General features: G+C 57.4%; 18 protein-coding genes. 14 read left to right on the top strand and 4 right to left on the bottom strand.

The features are described 5' to 3' along the window. Positions 1–131: 131 nt before the first annotated feature. Complete coding sequence (locus RGV06_RS19640) at positions 132–437, bottom strand: DUF2288 domain-containing protein (protein WP_019827881.1); 306 nt, start codon at positions 435–437, stop codon at positions 132–134. Between the two features lie 360 nt (positions 438–797). On the opposite strand from RGV06_RS19640, the gene RGV06_RS19635 reads away from it, so the two are divergent. From RGV06_RS19635 to RGV06_RS19595, 9 genes are all read left to right on the top strand, one after another. Then, positions 798–1,925 (top strand): branched-chain amino acid ABC transporter substrate-binding protein, encoded by a 1,128-nt coding sequence (locus RGV06_RS19635; protein ID WP_088500085.1) that lies wholly within the window; start codon positions 798–800, stop codon positions 1,923–1,925. A 249-nt stretch (positions 1,926–2,174) separates the two neighbouring features. Continuing rightward, positions 2,175–3,098: a high-affinity branched-chain amino acid ABC transporter permease LivH gene (livH, locus tag RGV06_RS19630; protein WP_016779736.1), complete on the top strand. Its 924-nt coding sequence runs from the start codon at positions 2,175–2,177 to the stop codon at positions 3,096–3,098. Beyond that, on the top strand, positions 3,095–4,351 hold the full coding sequence (locus RGV06_RS19625) for a high-affinity branched-chain amino acid ABC transporter permease LivM (RefSeq protein ID WP_019827883.1): 1,257 nt from the start codon (positions 3,095–3,097) through the stop codon (positions 4,349–4,351). The genes livH and RGV06_RS19625 overlap by 4 nt, the downstream gene beginning before the upstream one ends. After that, complete coding sequence (gene livG, locus RGV06_RS19620) at positions 4,348–5,115, top strand: high-affinity branched-chain amino acid ABC transporter ATP-binding protein LivG (protein WP_019827884.1); 768 nt, start codon at positions 4,348–4,350, stop codon at positions 5,113–5,115. Before RGV06_RS19625 ends, livG begins: the two co-directional genes overlap by 4 nt. Before the next feature lies 1 nt (position 5,116). After that, positions 5,117–5,818, top strand: coding sequence for an ABC transporter ATP-binding protein (locus tag RGV06_RS19615; protein ID WP_019827885.1), 702 nt, complete (start codon positions 5,117–5,119; stop codon positions 5,816–5,818). A 1,127-nt stretch (positions 5,819–6,945) separates the two neighbouring features. Then, a complete protein-coding gene (locus RGV06_RS19610; protein ID WP_019823465.1) occupies positions 6,946–7,248 on the top strand; it encodes a DUF2282 domain-containing protein in 303 nt (100 codons plus the stop codon). A gap of 18 nt (positions 7,249–7,266) precedes the next feature. Further along, a complete protein-coding gene (locus RGV06_RS19605) occupies positions 7,267–8,148 on the top strand; it encodes a DUF692 domain-containing protein (RefSeq protein WP_416194564.1) in 882 nt (293 codons plus the stop codon). Then, the gene (locus tag RGV06_RS19600) at positions 8,145–8,918 is read left to right on the top strand and encodes a DNA-binding domain-containing protein (protein ID WP_019823469.1); all 774 of its coding nucleotides are present in this window, start codon (positions 8,145–8,147) and stop codon (positions 8,916–8,918) included. The genes RGV06_RS19605 and RGV06_RS19600 overlap by 4 nt, the downstream gene beginning before the upstream one ends. Next, on the top strand, positions 8,915–9,406 hold the full coding sequence (locus tag RGV06_RS19595) for a DoxX family protein (protein ID WP_322150966.1): 492 nt from the start codon (positions 8,915–8,917) through the stop codon (positions 9,404–9,406). The genes RGV06_RS19600 and RGV06_RS19595 overlap by 4 nt, the downstream gene beginning before the upstream one ends. On the opposite strand, the gene RGV06_RS19590 is transcribed toward RGV06_RS19595, so the two are convergent. Further along, positions 9,403–10,311 carry a LysR family transcriptional regulator gene (locus RGV06_RS19590; RefSeq protein WP_046809843.1) on the bottom strand — a complete coding sequence of 303 codons (909 nt, stop codon included), beginning with the start codon at positions 10,309–10,311 and terminating at the stop codon, positions 9,403–9,405. The two genes, RGV06_RS19595 and RGV06_RS19590, sit on opposite strands and share 4 nt — an antisense overlap. Before the next feature lie 104 nt (positions 10,312–10,415). On the opposite strand from RGV06_RS19590, the gene RGV06_RS19585 reads away from it, so the two are divergent. The 3 genes from RGV06_RS19585 to RGV06_RS19575 all read left to right on the top strand — a co-directional run bounded on the left by RGV06_RS19585 (position 10,416) and on the right by RGV06_RS19575 (position 13,558). Next, on the top strand, positions 10,416–11,015 hold the full coding sequence (locus RGV06_RS19585) for a short chain dehydrogenase (protein ID WP_048351082.1): 600 nt from the start codon (positions 10,416–10,418) through the stop codon (positions 11,013–11,015). Positions 11,016–11,185: 170 nt separating this feature from the next. Beyond that, the gene (locus tag RGV06_RS19580; RefSeq protein ID WP_037032015.1) at positions 11,186–11,857 is read left to right on the top strand and encodes a COG3650 family protein; all 672 of its coding nucleotides are present in this window, start codon (positions 11,186–11,188) and stop codon (positions 11,855–11,857) included. A gap of 90 nt (positions 11,858–11,947) precedes the next feature. Then, the gene (locus tag RGV06_RS19575; protein ID WP_019823481.1) at positions 11,948–13,558 is read left to right on the top strand and encodes an NAD(P)/FAD-dependent oxidoreductase; all 1,611 of its coding nucleotides are present in this window, start codon (positions 11,948–11,950) and stop codon (positions 13,556–13,558) included. Positions 13,559–13,615: 57 nt separating this feature from the next. On the opposite strand, the gene RGV06_RS19570 is transcribed toward RGV06_RS19575, so the two are convergent. Continuing rightward, positions 13,616–14,710 (bottom strand): PLP-dependent cysteine synthase family protein, encoded by a 1,095-nt coding sequence (locus RGV06_RS19570; RefSeq protein WP_322150962.1) that lies wholly within the window; start codon positions 14,708–14,710, stop codon positions 13,616–13,618. 250 nt (positions 14,711–14,960) lie between these two features. Here RGV06_RS19570 and nhaA point away from each other — a divergent pair, with 250 nt between their 5' ends. Then, on the top strand, positions 14,961–16,142 hold the full coding sequence (gene nhaA, locus RGV06_RS19565) for a Na+/H+ antiporter NhaA (RefSeq protein ID WP_019823484.1): 1,182 nt from the start codon (positions 14,961–14,963) through the stop codon (positions 16,140–16,142). Positions 16,143–16,237: 95 nt separating this feature from the next. Next, positions 16,238–16,837: a hypothetical protein gene (locus tag RGV06_RS19560; RefSeq protein WP_082136495.1), complete on the top strand. Its 600-nt coding sequence runs from the start codon at positions 16,238–16,240 to the stop codon at positions 16,835–16,837. Between the two features lie 75 nt (positions 16,838–16,912). Here RGV06_RS19560 and RGV06_RS19555 read toward each other — a convergent pair whose 3' ends face one another. Next, entirely contained in the window at positions 16,913–17,377 is a 465-nt protein-coding gene (locus RGV06_RS19555) for a glycine zipper 2TM domain-containing protein (protein ID WP_019823488.1), read from the bottom strand. Positions 17,378–17,539 lie beyond the last annotated feature (162 nt).

Here is a 17,539-nt window from a genome sequence, read left to right as displayed (position 1 = left end):
AAAAAACGCCACAGTACCAACTGTGGCGTTTCTCTACGGCAAATTGCCACTACCTGCAGCCGGGTTACTCAGCTACACACTCCGCGCTCGTCAAATCAGTGCAACTAAATGCTCCTGTTTGGTGCGCGCAGTTATTTTTGCGCCCTTTCCTGGACCATCACCCACGGCGAAACCACTACAGCCCAGAGCTGCGGGTCCCGCTCAAGAACGTCTAGCGCCTGTGCCTCCGTCATCCTGCCAAGCACCCCGGACGCCATCCAGGCCGCGACTTTCTCTGCATCATCCTGAGTCACGGCCTGCGCCGCTTCGATCAAGTCCAGCTCTGGTTCAACCCACAGCAAATCACCTTTGGCGAAGAAGGGCTGCAAGGCTTTCCATTCAATAGTTGAGGTCTCGCCAAGCAGCTTGGCATAGAGGGTGCTAGGTTCTTGATTCATGGGTTTCACCGGGGAAAAAAATCGGCGCCATGATAACGCCGCACACCCGGTAGAAAAACCCGGTTTTTCAGGCAAAGGAACGGAGAAAGAGTAGAAGGCAAAGGACCGCCACGTTGATCTGGCAACATTCTGATAACTATCAACAGCCTAATCCGCCGCTATTCTGTCTCTTTCTTACGTTTAAGCGACATTTCCTGTTTATTCCCCCGGCAGCCCGCTATTCAAGCGCTAAACCGGCGCTCTACACTGTACCGGTACAGTTGCAGGGGGGATTGGCCGGGCATTTCGCTAAAAGAAGACCCGGTCCGGCTGCCTTGGCTTCCAGGACTATAAAAATTACAACAGAAGAGTGGAGCACCAATAAAGATGGCTACGAAGCAGATTACTAAACTGTTTGCCGCTATGGTTTTGGCCGGGTTCGCCAGCCATTCATTTGCCGCAGACACCATCAAGATCGGTATCGCCGGCCCTAAAACCGGGCCTCTGACGCAGTACGGCGACATGCAGTTTGCTGGCGCAAAAATGGCCATCGAACAAATCAACGCCAAGGGCGGTGTTGATGGCAAAAAGCTTGAAGCGGTTGACTACGATGACGCCTGCGACCCGAAACAAGCGGTTGCCGTTGCCAACAAAGTCGTCAATGACGGCATCAAATTTGTAGTCGGTCACCTGTGCTCCAGCTCCACTCAGCCAGCTTCGGACATTTACGAAGACGAAGGCATCATCATGATTACCCCGGCCGCCACCGGCCCGGAAATCACCGCTCGCGGTTACAAAATGATCTTCCGCACCATCGGTCTGGACAGCGCCCAAGGCCCTGCTGCCGGTAACTACATCGCGGATCACGTTAAGCCGAAAGTCGTCGCGGTATTGCACGACAAACAGCAATACGGTGAAGGCATCGCCACCGCCGTTAAAAAGACCCTGGAAGACAAAGGCGTCAAGGTCGCTGTCTTTGAAGGCGTCAACGCTGGCGAAAAAGACTACTCCTCGGTTATTGCCAAGCTCAAGCAAGCCAACGTCGACTTCGTTTACTACGGCGGCTACCACCCTGAGCTGGGTCTGATCCTTCGCCAGGCTAAAGAAAAAGGCCTGAACGCCAAGTTCATGGGCCCTGAAGGCGTGGGCAACGAGTCCATCTCGCAAATCGCCCAGGGCGCTTCCGAAGGCCTGCTGGTTACCCTGCCAAAAGCATTCGACGCCGATCCAGCCAACAAAGCTCTGGTTGATGCCTTTGCTGCCAAGAAGCAAGACCCTACCGGCCCGTTCGTGTTCCCGGCTTACGCAGCGGTTGAAGTGATTGCCGGCGGTATCGAGCAAGCCAAAAGCGATGACCCGACCAAAGTCGCTGAAGCGATCCACAAAGGCACCTACAAAACCCCTACCGGCAACCTTAAGTTTGACTCCAAAGGCGACGTGGAAGATTTCAAATTCGTGGTTTACGAATGGCACTTCGGCAAACCTAAAACTGAAGTAAGCCCTCAGTAAGGGTCGGTTCCCGACCTGACAACAAAGCCCACTGCACAAGCGGTGGGTTTTGTTTTACGGGTCTTTGGTTCGTGGAAATGGGGCTGCGCTTTCGTGATCCGAAAGTCTGCCCACCTGAAAATCTTTAAAACCGTCACCAGCGGTTCGCTGGCAGAAGACCTGTGCTCCAAGTGGGTGAAGACCCATATAGCCCGGGCCGGAAAATGACTCCACCAGTGAAATGCGTCTCAGGTTTTTAGGAGCTTTGTAATGCCTGACATCTATCACTTCTTCCAAATGCTGGTTAACGGCCTCAACGTTGGCAGCACTTATGCCCTGATCGCCATCGGCTACACGATGGTTTACGGCATTATTGGAATGATCAACTTCGCCCACGGCGAGGTGTACATGATTGGTTCCTATATTGCGTTTATCGCCATCGCCGGTCTGACCATGATGGGTCTGGACAGCGTGCCACTTCTGCTGACTGCCGCGTTTATTGCCAGCATTGTGGTCACCAGCGCCTACGGCTACAGCATCGAACGGGTTGCCTACCGTCCATTGCGTGGCAGTAATCGCCTGATCCCATTGATTTCCGCCATCGGTATGTCGATCTTCCTGCAAAACACCGTACTACTGGCACAGGACTCAAAAGACAAATCGATCCCTAACCTGATTCCAGGCGGCTTCACCTTTGGCCCTGGAGGCGCTAGTGAAGTTATCGTCTCCTACATGCAAATCGTGGTCTTCGTCGTCACCTTCCTCGCAATGCTAGGCCTGACCCTGTTCATCTCTCGCTCACGCATGGGTCGCGCCTGCCGCGCCTGCGCCGAAGACATGAAAATGGCCAACCTGTTGGGTATCAATACCAACAACGTGATTGCGTTGACCTTCGTGATCGGTGCAGCCCTGGCAGCCGTAGCGGCAGTGTTGATCAGCGTTCAATACGGTGTGATCAACCCTAACGCAGGTTTCCTGGTAGGCCTTAAAGCCTTCACCGCTGCGGTATTGGGCGGTATTGGCAGTATTCCTGGCGCGATGCTCGGTGGCCTGGTACTTGGTGTGGCTGAAGCCTTTGGTGCCGATATCTTCGGCGACCAGTACAAAGACGTAGTGGCTTTTGGCTTGCTGGTGCTGGTGCTGCTGTTCCGTCCGACCGGCATTTTGGGGCGTCCGGAGATTGAAAAAGTATGACTAGGAATCTTAAGTCGGCGCTCTTCAGCGCCCTGTTGGTCTGGGCCGTCGCCTACCCGGTACTCGGTCTGAAACTGACTATCGTCGGGATCAACATCGAAGTTCACAACACCAGCACCTTTACCCTGAGCGTGATCGCGATCTGCTCCTTGCTGATGTTTGTGCGCGTGTTTTTCAACCAGCAACTGACCTCGGCCTGGAAAAGCTCCCCCAGCCTTCCAAAAGTGCCTGCCAAGGCCACCAACTTCCTGACCCTGCCCAGCACCCAGCGCTGGATCATTCTCGGTTTGGTGGTGGTTGCCCTGATCTGGCCGTTCTATGGCTCCCGCGGTGCCGTGGACATTGCCACGCTGATCCTGATCTACGTGATGCTCGGCCTGGGCCTGAACATTGTGGTCGGGCTGGCCGGCCTGCTTGATCTGGGGTATGTCGGGTTCTATGCCGTGGGTGCCTACACCTACGCATTGCTCGCGCATTACTTCGGCCTGAGCTTCTGGATCTGCTTGCCGCTGGCTGGCTTGATGGCAGCAACCTTCGGGTTCTTGCTGGGCTTCCCGGTCCTGCGTTTACGCGGTGACTATCTGGCCATCGTGACCTTGGGCTTCGGCGAAATCATCCGCTTGTTCCTGCGTAACCTGACCGATATCACCGGCGGGCCAAACGGTATCAGCAACATCCCGAAACCAACGCTGTTCGGTCTGAGCTTCGACAGAACCGCTGCCGAAGGCATGCAAACCTTTCACGAGTACTTTGGCATCGCCTACAACTCGATCAACAAGGTCATTTTCCTGTACCTGATCGCGCTGGTGCTGGTGCTACTGGTGTTGTTCGTCATCAACCGCCTGCTGCGCATGCCCATCGGTCGCGCGTGGGAAGCACTGCGTGAAGACGAAATTGCCTGCCGGGCCCTCGGTTTGAATCCGACCGTGATCAAGCTGTCAGCTTTCACTCTGGGCGCTACCTTTGCAGGTTTTGCTGGCAGCTTCTTTGCTGCTCGTCAGGGTCTGGTGACTCCAGAATCGTTCACCTTCCTTGAGTCGGCGATCATTCTGGCCATCGTGGTACTGGGCGGCATGGGCTCGCAGCTGGGTGTCATCCTGGCAGCCGTGGTGATGATCCTGCTTCCGGAAATGATGCGTGAATTCAGCGAATACCGGATGCTGCTGTTCGGAGCACTGATGGTGCTGATGATGATCTGGCGTCCGCAAGGTCTGCTGCCAATGCAACGTCCTCACCTGGAGCTGCGAAAATGAGCCGCGAGTTACTGAAAGTCAGCGGCCTTAGCATGCGCTTTGGCGGCTTGTTGGCGGTGAATGGCGTGGCCCTGACCGTCAAGGAAAAACAGGTTGTGTCGATGATCGGCCCTAACGGCGCCGGCAAGACCACCGTTTTCAACTGCCTGACCGGTTTTTATAAACCGTCTGCGGGCAGCATCCTTCTGGACGGTGAAGCGATTGAAGGCTTGCCGGGCCATGAGATTGCGCGAAAAGGCGTGGTCCGCACCTTCCAGAACGTGCGCCTGTTCAAAGACATGACAGCCGTTGAGAACCTGCTGATTGCCCAGCACCGCCACCTCAACACCAACTTCCTGGCAGGCCTGTTCAAAACCCCGTCATTTCGCAAAAGCGAACGTGAGGCCCTGGACTACGCCGCGTACTGGCTGGACAAGGTCAACCTGACCGAGTTCGCCAACCGCCCGGCGGGGACTCTGGCGTACGGCCAGCAACGACGCCTGGAAATCGCACGCTGCATGATGACGCGCCCGCGCATCCTGATGCTCGACGAACCCGCGGCAGGCCTTAACCCCAAGGAAACCGAAGATCTCAAGGCGCTGATCAGCGTTTTGCGCAATGAGCACAACGCGACCGTGTTGTTGATTGAGCACGACATGAAACTGGTCATGAGCATTTCGGACCATATCGTGGTGATCAACCAGGGCACGCCTTTGGCTGACGGGACGCCGGAACAGATCCGCGACAACCCTGAAGTGATCAAAGCCTATTTGGGGGAAGCGTAAAATGCTGCAATTCGAAAACGTTTCGACCTTTTACGGCAAGATCCAGGCCCTGCACAGCGTCAACGTTGAAGTACGTCAGGGCGAGATCGTCACCCTGATCGGCGCCAACGGGGCTGGCAAATCAACCCTGATGATGACCTTGTGCGGCTCGCCGCAAGCCCACAGCGGCAGTATTCGTTATCTGGGTGAGGAACTGGTGGGGCTGAGCTCGGCGCAGATCATGCGCAAAAGCATCGCCGTTGTGCCTGAGGGGCGCCGGGTGTTTGCTCGTCTGACTGTGGAAGAGAACCTCGCCATGGGCGGATTCTTTACCGAGAAGCAGGAATACGAAGAGCAAATGGACAAGGTTCTGCACTTGTTCCCGCGCCTGAAAGAACGTTTCACACAACGGGGCGGCACCATGTCCGGTGGTGAGCAGCAAATGCTCGCCATTGGCCGCGCATTGATGAGCAAGCCCAAGCTGTTGTTGCTGGATGAACCATCACTGGGTTTGGCACCGATCATCATTCAGCAGATTTTCGACATCATCGAACAACTGCGAGATGAAGGCGTAACGGTGTTTCTGGTGGAGCAAAACGCAAACCAGGCGCTAAAAATCGCTGACCGCGCCTACGTGCTGGAAAACGGCCGGGTGGTCATGCAAGGCACTGGCGAGCAATTGCTCAGCGATCCAAAAGTGCGTGACGCGTACTTGGGCGGCTAAACCTGCCTGCGACACAAAACGGCCCTTCGGGGCCGTTTTTTATAGTCCCCTACTGAGTTTTCTGCAGCTGGCGAAGGAACGTTGCTGCGTCCGGCGACGCAGTCGTCGTAAACATGAGTTCCAGGGTCGACTGGCACACCGCAATGTTTGATTTTGCGACGGCTACGCCGGAGTGCCGCATCACGCCGAACGTAGCCTCGTTCTACTCGTCAACTGCTACGAAGCGGGACAGCCAAACCCTGTAGATACTCTGTTGCCAACCGGCCTGTTTAGAGAAATGTGCTTCGCTAAACAGGTCGGCCTGTAGGCCGCCTCGGCGGGCCGTTGATCTTGTTTTTGCACTGGTTTTTGATCTGCCTGCCCTTCGGGAGGCCGAGCGCAGGTTCTGCGTAGTGGGTCGACCGGCATGGATGCCGGGAGAGCCGTGTTGGGCCATGGATGGCCCGTCACGGCATGCCCACGGAGCGGGACCGGAGTGAGGGACACCTGAGCGCAGCGAGGGCCGTACGCTGGGGCAAGGCCTTTTGGGTACTTTTGTGGCTGTTTGACAAAAGTGCCTCGCTGTAAAAGCGAAACCATCATTTCAGTTAACCGCGAATGCCGGATATGTACCCCGTGTGCCAGTTGTTTTGCGATGCGCCCGCAGCGATGCCGAGTACATATCCATTCGATGTGTCACGACTTTCTACGGGTTCCGCCCTTACGGCGGGTCACTTTTTCCAAACGCCGAAAAAGTAACCAAAAAGGCTTGCCCTACCATTCGGCCGCCTCGCCCAGGCTCGGTGGTTCCCTCACTCCGTCACTGTCATGGGGGCACGCCGCGACGGGCCATCCATGGCCCATCGCGGCTGGCGCGGCGTCCTGCCGCGCCACCCCCATAACAGCACCAGCGTTCGGCCTTCTGTGATGGGCATTCGCGTCGTCTGGACATTCGTGTGGCTCCAGCAAAAGCAAAATGCATCGCAGACGTCACAGACCCCTACGAAAAACGGTTTAGCGCCAACATACAAGCCGCTGTCGAATCAGCGGCTGCATAAAATATTTTAAATTGGCTGTAACAACCTTCGATCTCGCTTCTCTAGTTTGGTAAGCCGGCAGCAATCGCTACCGGGATCTGGAGAATCACCATGAACAACAAAACTACCCGCACCCTGTCCGCCGCTGCACTGGCGCTTGCTCTGGGTTCCGCCCTGAGTATCGCCGCCCTGCCCGCTCAGGCTGCTGGCGATATGGAGAAGTGCTTCGGGGTTGCCATGAAAGGCCATAACGATTGCGCCGCAGGGGCAGGCACTACCTGTGCAGGAACCGCCAAGGTAGATAATCAGGCCGATGCCTGGAAACTCGTACCAAAAGGCACCTGCGAAAAAACCTCCAGCAGCACATCGCCTACCGGCTTTGGCCAAATGGCTGCCTACAAAGCCAAATCCTGATTCGTACACTGAGTGCTGATGATGCATAGCCCGCTTGCTTCGCTCATCGCGCCTCGTGCGCCGCAGCTCCCGCCGCGTGCGGGGCTGGGGCTCAAGGCCGAACATTTCCAGGATGTACTCGCCACCCGGCCTGACGTCGGGTTCTTTGAAGTACACGCCGAAAACTACATGGTCGCCGGAGGCCCGTTCCACCACTACCTGAGCCTGATTTGCGAACAGTATCCCCTGTCGATACACGGCGTCGGTATGTCGATCGGGGGCCAAAGCCCGCTCAATCCCGAGCATTTGCAACGCGTAAGCACATTGCTCGACCGCTACCGGCCCCTGATGTTTTCCGAACATCTGGCATGGTCTTCCCACGGGCCGTATTTTTTGAATGACCTGCTGCCTTTACGTTATGACACCGCCACGTTGACACGGGTATGCGCGCACATTGATCAGGTCCAGAATCTGTTGCAGCGCCAAATCCTGCTGGAAAATCCCGCAACCTATATTGAGTTCGACGAGGCCCATTTCGACGAGGCCGACTTCATCCGCGAAGTCATCACCCGCAGTGGTTGTGGCCTCTTGCTGGACGTTAACAACCTGTACGTGTCCTGCATCAACCACGCCCGTGATCCCCTTGCCTACCTCGATGCTTTGCCGCTACGGGCTGTTGGCGAGATTCACCTGGCAGGTTTTGCCGAAGAGATCGATAGCCTTGGCGAGCGCCTGCTTATCGACAATCACGGATCACCCGTCGATCAAGCCGTGTGGACGCTGTACCAACGAACACTGGAACGAACTGGCCCAATGGCCACCCTGATCGAGCGCGACAACCATCTGCCTGCACTCGCCGAACTGGTCAAGGAAGCACGACTTACCGAGCGGTATCTGAGCAGCTCACAGGTGCAACCATGAATATGCAAGATGCTTTCAGCGCAGCGTTGCTCGATCCTGATACGCCTTACCCGCAAGGTATTTCCTGCCATAACGGCGACATTGAGCGTCGTTTTGCGGTTTATCGCAACAATGTCCACAGCGGCCTGATCAACGCACTGGCCACGAGCTACCCGGTCGTTTGGCAGCTGGTTGGCGACGTTTTTTTTCAGGCCATGGCGCGGGCATTTATTCAAGAGTTCCCGCCAAAAAGCCCTGTAATGAGCACCTATGGCGTCCAGTTCGCAGATTTTGTCGAGGGTTTCGCATCCGCCAGCAGCGTGCCTTACTTGGCGGATGTCGCACGCCTGGAGCTTTTGTGCGTCCAGGCCTTTCACGCCGCAGACGCCTGCGCGGTGGACCCGCACTTATTGATCCACGCGCTCAACAATCCCGACAGCCTGGGCCAGTTGTGCCTGCAACTGCATCCTGGCGTCGCAAGCCTGCACTCGACCTACGCCATAGCCGCTCTATGGACCGCACATCAACACCAGGGCCAAATCCATGGCCTTGACCCGTACCAGCTACAAAGCGCCGTGGTGCTACGCAACGGATTACGGGTGGAAGTGTTCGCAGTTGGCTGCGGGTGTGCAGCGTTCGTGGACGGGCTCAAGGAAGGCCGGGCCCTGGAGCTGGCCGCTTGCCAGGCCCTGGAAGCCGACCCTGATTTTGATCTGGGCCAGGCTCTGGCGCTGCTGATCAGCCATGACGCCATCACCGGCCTAAACCCCACCGCTGAGGTATCGCCATGAACCCCAATGCAACGCCCACATGCCAGATACGCCGTTTAATCGGACTGATGCAACGCATCCCCCACACGCTGATAGCCTTTGTCGCTCGGTTTTCTATCGCCGCGGTGTTCTGGAAGTCCGGCCAGACTAAAGTCGAGGGCCTGGCTATAGATCTGGTAAATGGCACCTTTCAACTCGGTATGCCACGCTTGGCCGACTCAGCGGTGTACTTGTTCAGCACGGAATACAAAGTCCCGCTGCTGCCCCCAGAAATAGCCGCGTACGCAGCAACTTTCAGTGAACACTTCTTCCCGCTGCTGATCCTGCTAGGGCTTGCCACACGTTTTTCAGCGCTGGCACTGCTGGGGATGACGCTGACCATTCAGTTATTCGTGTACCCGGACGCCTACCCCACTCACGGTACATGGATCGCGATTCTGTTGTACCTAATGGCCAAAGGCCCGGGAGCGTTGTCGATTGATCATCTGATCGCCAGACATTTTCGTTAAAGCAAATCAATTGCCTCACCACTGCGCTGGAACCAGCCCACAAGGTAATCCGCCAAAACCTGCGTCCGCTTGGGTAAACCGCCCTGATACGGATGAACCAGATACATGGGGTTACTGCGGGTTTGATAGTCACGCAACAAAGCGCGCAATCGTCCATCGGCCAGTTCTGCATTGAGCATGTACGACGGCAAACGTGCGATACCTGCACCGATCACCGCGGCTTTTTTCAGCAGACTGTAATGATTGCTGGCAAATGGCCCCGAGACCCGAACACGGTGCAGTTCATGCTGTAGGTGGTACTGCCACTCTTCACGACCGCTGTAGTGACTGTTCAACAGGCAGCTATGCTCGACCAGTTGCTGCGGCGTGGCTGGTTCGCCGTGTTGCTCAAGGTAGCCCGGGCTGGCGCAGGTGATCTCGTGCCAGTTGAGTACAAGCTTTGCGACCAGCCGCTCGTTGCTGGCGACCTGCGAGCGGATCGCCAGGTCAAACCCCTCCCGCGCCATATCTCGATAACTGTTGTTGAGCTCCAGTTCGATCTGCACCTGGGGGTATTCGCGGGAGAATTCCAGCAGCAGTGAATCAAAAAAGGTTTCGCCCAAGGATACGGGCACGGTCATACGCACCGGGCCCGCCATATCGTCCTTGAGGCGGGCCAATGCCTGACGCGCCCGCTCCACTTGCACGACCAGTGCCTGGGCTTGGGGCAGTAACGCAGCACCTGCAGCCGTCAGACTCAAACGCCGGGTGGTGCGGTGCAGTAACACCACCGAAAACTGTGCCTCCAGCTGGCTGATGCGCTTGGACAGTTGCCCCTTGCTGCAGCCCAATTGCTGGGCGGCCAAGGTAAAACTGCCCGCGTCGATCAACACCGCGAATGCCGCTAAGTCATCCATTTCGCTCATGGATTGTTTCCATATGAAAACCAAAGGTTGCCAATTAGTGCGCTTATCCCGCTAAAAAACCAGCACTAGACTAAGCACTCACCTCATCCATGAAGGAACACAGTATGAAAATCCTGTTGATCGGCGCTAACGGCACCATCGGTTCAGCCATTGATCGCGAGCTGTCATCGCGCCACGAGATCGTACGTATTGGCCGCAAAAGTGGCGATTTTCAGGTCGATATCAGCGACAGCACCTCGATTCGCAAGCTGTTCGAACAGACCGGACGCTTCGACGCGCTGGTCTGTGCCGCTGGCAACGTTAAGTTCGCCGCACTGGAAGACATGAGCGAAAGCGACTTCGCCCTGGGCCTGCAGGACAAGTTGATGGGGCAAGTCAACCTGCTGCTGATTGGTCGCGAGTTTGCCAACGATGGCGCCTCGTTCACCTTCACCAGCGGTGTCATCAATCGCGAGCCGATTCGCACGGGCAGTTCGGCGGCACTGGTCAACGCAGCACTCGACGGCTTTGTAAAAGCAGCGGCCATTGAGCTGTCGCGCGGGCTGCGGGTCAACTCGGTGAGCCCTACGGTACTGGAAGAGGCGATGGGCAAGTACGCGCCGTACTTCCGTGGTTTCAAACCTGTAGCAGGCGCGGATGTGGCATTGGCCTACGCAAAAAGTGTCGAAGGCCTGCAAACCGGGCAAACCTACATAGTGGGTTGAGCCGAGCTCTGTAGTCGCTGCCGCAGGCTGCGAAGGGTTGCGAAGCAAGCCGTTTTCTTGAAGAACCCACAGCTCCAATCGCAGCCTGCGGCAGCGACTACAGAAGGTGAACCTCTTGTGATGCACCGCCAGCCTGAGTAACGTGGCGGCTCTAGTCAGGAGTCCCAATGATGCGTGCTGTTCGTCCCTTGGTTTTGTTTGCCCTGCTGCCCCTGTTTGCGGGCTGCCAACTGCTCAACAGCAAGCCAGCTGACACCACCGCTGGCCTGACCCGCCTGCAAGGTGAGCTGGTTTCATCCGGTGATCATCTGGTGTTCCAACCGTGCGTCGGCCAGCAGCGCTATGAGGTGCGCGACAGCGCCGACACCACTCTGGTGCAGGACGCTTCTTATATGCCCAATAAACCGGGCAAGTTGTTCGCCGATATTCGCGGCAGTTTTGTCGCCAGCAAAACCCCCGGTGCGGACGGTGAAGTCCAGGTGCAACAGCTCTATCGTCTTGAACGCAGCAGCAGCGCCTGCCAGGACCCAAACTTCAAGCAACTGACCGTACACGCCAACGGCAATGGCCCGGCATGGGAGGTACAAGCCGGGGGCAAGGGCATGGTACTTAAACGCGAAGGCCAGCCAGATCTGGCTCTGCCTTATGTTGAAGAACAGATCGGTGATGGCCGTTTTTCCCTGTCCACTGAAGCCAACAATCAACGCATAGAGCTATGGGTTGCCCCACAGCGTTGCACCGACAGTGTTGACGGCAGCGTGCAACACCTGGGCGCCGAGCTGCGTATCAACGGCCAGGTCCAGCGCGGCTGCGGCTATTTTGGTGGCGCACGCAACGACTAACCGACAACTGTTGCCGCATATTGCCCCGAAGCAGCTTACAATTGGCGGTTCTGCCAGGGTTTACCTGGCCCCCCGATACTGGACACTGTCATGTTACGAATTACCGAACTCAAGCTGCCGATCGATCATCCCGAAGAAGACCTGCGCCCTGCCATCCTGCAGCGCCTGGGCATCGAAAGTGATGACCTGCTCGATTTCACCTTGTTCAAGCGCAGCTACGATGCGCGTAAAAAATCGTCCGAATTGTGCTTTATCTACACCATCGACCTGAGCGTGCGCGATGAAGCGCCGCTGCTGGTCAAGTTCGCGGACGACCGTAACGTCAATCCAGCACCAGACGTCAGCTACAAAGTCGTCGGCCAGGCCCCACAAGATTTAAGCCAGCGCCCGATTGTGGTGGGCTTTGGTCCGTGCGGTATTTTCGCCGGCCTGCTGCTGGCACAAATGGGCTTCAAGCCGATCATTCTTGAGCGCGGCACCGAAGTTCGCCAGCGCACCAAGGACACCTGGGGTCTGTGGCGTAAAAACGTACTCAACCCCGAGTCCAACGTACAGTTTGGCGAAGGCGGCGCAGGCACGTTCTCGGACGGCAAGCTTTACAGCCAGATCAAGGATCCCAAGCACCACGGCCGTAAAGTGCTGCACGAGTTTGTCAAAGCCGGTGCGCCGGACGAAATCCTCTACGTCAGCAAGCCGCATATCGGTACGTTCCGTCTGACCGGCGTGGTCGAAAACATGCGCCAGCAGATCATCGCGCTGGGCGGCGAAGTGCGTTTTCAAGAGCGCGTGACTGACGTGCTGATCGACGATGGTCAATTGACCGGCGTGGTACTGGCCAACGGCGAGCAACTAAACTCGCGCCACGTGATCCTGGCCCTGGGCCACAGCGCCCGTGACACGTTCCGTATGCTCCACGGTCGCGGCGTCTACATGGAAGCCAAACCGTTCTCGGTAGGTTTCCGGATCGAACACCCGCAATCGTTGATCGACAGTGCGCGGCTGGGCAAGTACGCCGGCCACCCTAAACTGGGCGCCGCCGATTACAAACTGGTGCACCACGCCAAAAACGGCCGTTCGGTCTACAGCTTCTGCATGTGCCCGGGCGGCACCGTGGTTGCCGCGACCAGCGAACCAGGGCGTGTCGTGACCAACGGCATGAGCCAGTACTCGCGAAACGAACGCAATGCCAACTCGGGCATCGTGGTCGGCATCACCCCTGAAGACTACCCGGGTGGGCCATTGGCCGGTATCGAGCTGCAAGAGCGCCTGGAAGCCCACGCCTACGTGTTGGGTGGCAGCAATTACGAGGCACCGGCGCAGCTGGTTGGCGACTTTATTGCGGGCAAACCGTCCACCGAACTGGGCAGCGTTGAACCGTCCTACAAGCCGGGCGTGTCCCTGGGTGATTTGGCGCTGGCCTTGCCGGACTACGCCATTGAAGCCATCCGTGAAGCCTTGCCGGCATTCGAGAAGCAGATCAAAGGCTTCTCGATGCATGACGCGATCCTGACCGGTATCGAAACCCGCACCTCGTCGCCTCTGCGCATGACCCGTGATGCGTCGATGCAGAGCCTCAACGTCAAGGGCTTGTTCCCGGCTGGCGAAGGCGCAGGTTACGCTGGCGGTATCCTGTCGGCCGGTGTTGACGGGATTCGGATTGCCGAAGCCGTTGCCCGCGACATTCTGGGTATCGACGCGTAAATCCGTGACGGCTGGCGCCCACAGGGATCGACCTGTGGGCGCCAGCTTGCTGGCGCTTTAAATCCCCTCCCGCAACACCCCTTCGGGCAATGCCACGCCCTGCTCCACGCAGGCCTTGACCGCTGCAATCAAGCCCTCCAGCTCATACCCCTGAGCCTTGAGCCACTGCGCATCGTAGTAGGTCGTGGCATACCGCTCTCCGCCATCACACAAAATCGCCACGATCGAACCCGACTCGCCATTGGCAACCATGTGTTGCGCCGCAATCAATGCGCCGATCAGGTTAGTCCCGCTGGACCCACCGACCCGCCGCCCCATGCTCTGCGCCAGGTAATGCATGGCCGCCAGCGACAGGGCGTCCGGTACCTTGACCATTGCGTCGATCACCTTCGGCAAAAATGAGGCCTCTACCCGGGGCCTGCCGATACCTTCAATGCGCGAGCCGCAGTCCAGTCGCAAACTGGCGTCACCACTCAGGTAAAAATCAAAGAACACCGATTGCTCGGCATCTGCACACAGCACACGGGTGTTGTGCTGGCGATAGCGAACATAACGCCCCAAAGTTGCGGTTGTACCGCCCGTGCCAGGACTTGAAATCAGCCAGCTCGGTTCCGGGTGACGCTCAAAACGCAATTGCTGGAAGATCGACTCGGCGATGTTGTTGTTCGCCCGCCAGTCCGTAGCCCGTTCGGCATAGGTGAACTGGTCCATGAAATGGCCACCGGTTTCACGGGCCAGGCGCTCGGATTCGGCGTGGATCTGGGTGGGGTCTTGGACCAAATGACTTTGGCCGCCATAAAAGGCTATTTGCTCGATCTTGGCGGGTGAAGTGCTGGCAGGCATTACGGCAATAAAAGGTAGACCCAGCAATCGGGCGAAATAGGCTTCGGACACAGCCGTCGAACCGCTGGACGCTTCGATCACCGGTGAGCCGGACTTTAGCCAGCCATTGCACAAGGCATACAAAAACAGCGAACGCGCCAGACGATGCTTGAGGCTCCCCGTGGGATGACTTGATTCGTCCTTGAAGTACAACTCGACACCCGGCAACCCCGGCAGCGACACCGGAATCAGATGGGTGTCAGCGCAGCGCTGAAAGTCTGCCTCAATCGTGCGAATGGCTTCGCGGGCCCACTGGCGGTCTTGGTTCATGGGGGGGTGGCTCTTGGTAGCAAGAAGGGAAAGCACAGCATGGCGTGCGGTCTATAACACCTAATCCTAAGCCATTTTGCAAAGCCACCACAGGCACAGAACAGACTCAATTTGACACACAACTGCTAGGCTCTTTGGCGATGAGAGATCAAACCGCTGCTTATAACAAAAAAGAATATAGTTTTTGTTTTAACCCCTAACCCCACAGGTTAGGGTGTCGCACCTTTTACTTAATCGATGGAGAGCGACCTTGCCTCTGCGTAGCACTTTCACTCGTTTCTTTCAGTTGGAAGCTGCCAGCGGTCTGCTGTTGATTGCCGCGGCCGCTCTGGCTTTGATCATCAATAACTCACCGCTTTCCCATTACTACACGGCCTTTCTGGACGTGCCGGTAGCGGTACAAATCGGCGCCCTGCAAATTGCCAAGCCTTCACTACTGTGGATCAACGATGGCCTGATGGCCCTGTTCTTCCTGTTGATCGGCCTTGAGGTCAAGCGCGAACTGCTCGAAGGCCAGCTGTCCAAGCCCTCGCAAGTGGTGCTGCCCGGTGCCGCCGCCATCGGCGGGATGGTCGTGCCGGCGCTGATTTACTGGTACATCAACAAGGACTACCCCGACGCGCTCGACGGCTGGGCGATCCCCATGGCCACTGACATTGCCTTCGCCCTCGGCGTGCTGGCGTTGCTTGGCAAGCGTGTTCCCGTGTCTCTCAAGCTGTTCCTGATGACCCTGGCGATCATCGATGACCTGGGGGCGATCATTGTGATCGCGGTGTTCTACTCCAGCGAACTGTCCGGCGTATCGCTGATGCTGGCGGCCGCGTGCCTGGTCGTCCTGATTGCGATGAACCGCATGGGGGTGATCAAGGTTGCGCCTTACATGATCATCGGCCTGATCCTCTGGGTGTGCGTACTCAAAAGCGGTGTGCATGCCACGTTGGCGGGCGTAACGCTGGCGTTCTGTATCCCGCTGCGGACCAAAAACTCCGAACCGTCGCCCTTGATGACCATCGAGCATGCGCTGCATCCGTGGGTGGCTTACGCGATCCTGCCATTGTTTGCATTTGCCAATGCGGGCGTATCGCTGGCGGGTGTCAGCATGCACAGTTTTGTCAGCCACGTGCCAATGGGCATTGCTGCGGGCTTGCTGATCGGTAAAACCGTGGGAGTCTTCGGCTTGACCTGGATCGCCATCAAGACCGGCATGGCCGCACTGCCGGCAGGCGCAAACTGGGGCCAGGTGTTTGGCGTCGCCATTCTGTGCGGCATCGGCTTCACCATGAGCCTGTTCGTGGGTTCACTGGCGTTCGTGGCAGGCAGCAGCGAATACGTGGGCATGGACCGCATGGGTATCCTGACCGGCTCTATCCTGGCTGCGCTGATCGGCTATGCCGTCACACTGTTCTTTAGCCGTAAACAACCTATGGCGTGACCCTGCCTTAATGCGGGAGCGGGCTGGCTCATGACAAGGGCAACGCAGGTCATCTGCGTTGCCCTTGTCATGTGTGAACCGCCAGAGAGGGAAGCGTGGAAGACAAATTTCAAATTGTGCAGTACGCGGGCATCACCGTCATGTTCCCGGCAGCGTTGGTCATTGCTGCCTGGCTATGGGTGGGCGCGTCTAAGAGAATCGCTTTTGTATGGGTGGCCGTGCTGGTGTCTGCCTACCTCGTCGTGGGCGCGAGCAAAATCCTGTTCAAGGGCTGGGGCATTGGCCTTCACGACCTGGGCATTGCGGTCTTCAGCGGACACGCCATGAATGCCTGCCTGGTCTTCACCGTGATGCTGAATCTGCTGTGCCAGCAGCTCGATCATCGCTTGCGCTGGCCAGTGTTGGGAGCAGGGTTAGTGGCCACCTGGTGGTTCGCTATCCACTATGTCGCCCATACCATTCACCCATTGCCGGAAGCTATCGCAGGCGCCCTGATAGGCTCGGTTGCCGCCTGTGTGTTTCTGTTCAGCCTGAAGAAAAACACCCTGGGCAAAATACCTCGGCCTGCGCTGGTGATGGGCCTGGCAGTGGTGCTGGTGTTCAACTCGATGCCCAAGTACACGGCAGAGCGCTTGCTGGATCACATAGCCATAACGCTGTCAGGCGCCGACCAGGCGTTCAGGCACTCGTCCTGAGCAGTATTGGCCGACATAAAAAAACCCCGCCCAGTTCGCACTGGTCGGGGTTTTGTTTTAGCGCTATTGCCAGATTTACTGGGTAACGCGGCTGGTGCCATCAACCGTCATGATGCGCACGCGCTCGCCGGTGCGGAACACCTGGTTCGGCTCAACCTGCTGCACGTAGGCACGGGTGCTGCCGTCGTCTTCACGTACGGTGATTTCTACACCCTGAGTTTTGGTCAGGCCCGATTCGGCCGCAGAACCCAGCAGGCCACCGGCTACTGCGCCGATGACGGCTGTCACGATGCTGCCACGGCCACCGCCGATGGCGCTACCGCCGACACCACCCACGATAGCGCCGGTCGCAGCGCCGATCGGAGTCTTGGTGCCCTCGATTTGTACAGGGCGCAAGGCAACGATGGTGCCCATACGAACGGTCTGTACGCGTCGAGCTTCGTCACGCGAGTAGCTATCGCCGGTCAGGTTGGAGGTGCAGCCGCCCAACAGGACAGTCATGGTAGAAAAAGCGGCAACCAACAGAACAGACTTACGCATAGGATCAACTCCAAAAGATCAGGGATTCATTAAACTCCGCTGCCGGTGACCTGTCACGGTACAGCGCGGATAAAAAGGCTTTATTCAGCGTCTGTACAGTAAAAACAGAACTGCTTTGCCATTTAAAACTTCAGCAAAGAGTAGCGCGAAATAATCTTTTTG

The sequence above is a fragment of the Pseudomonas sp. CCI3.1 genome (assembly GCF_034313985.1).
GTDB classification, from domain to species: Bacteria; Pseudomonadota; Gammaproteobacteria; order Pseudomonadales; family Pseudomonadaceae; genus Aquipseudomonas; species Aquipseudomonas psychrophila.
Note: the sequence above shows the minus strand (reverse complement) of the source record. Positions and strands in the feature narration are given on the sequence as shown.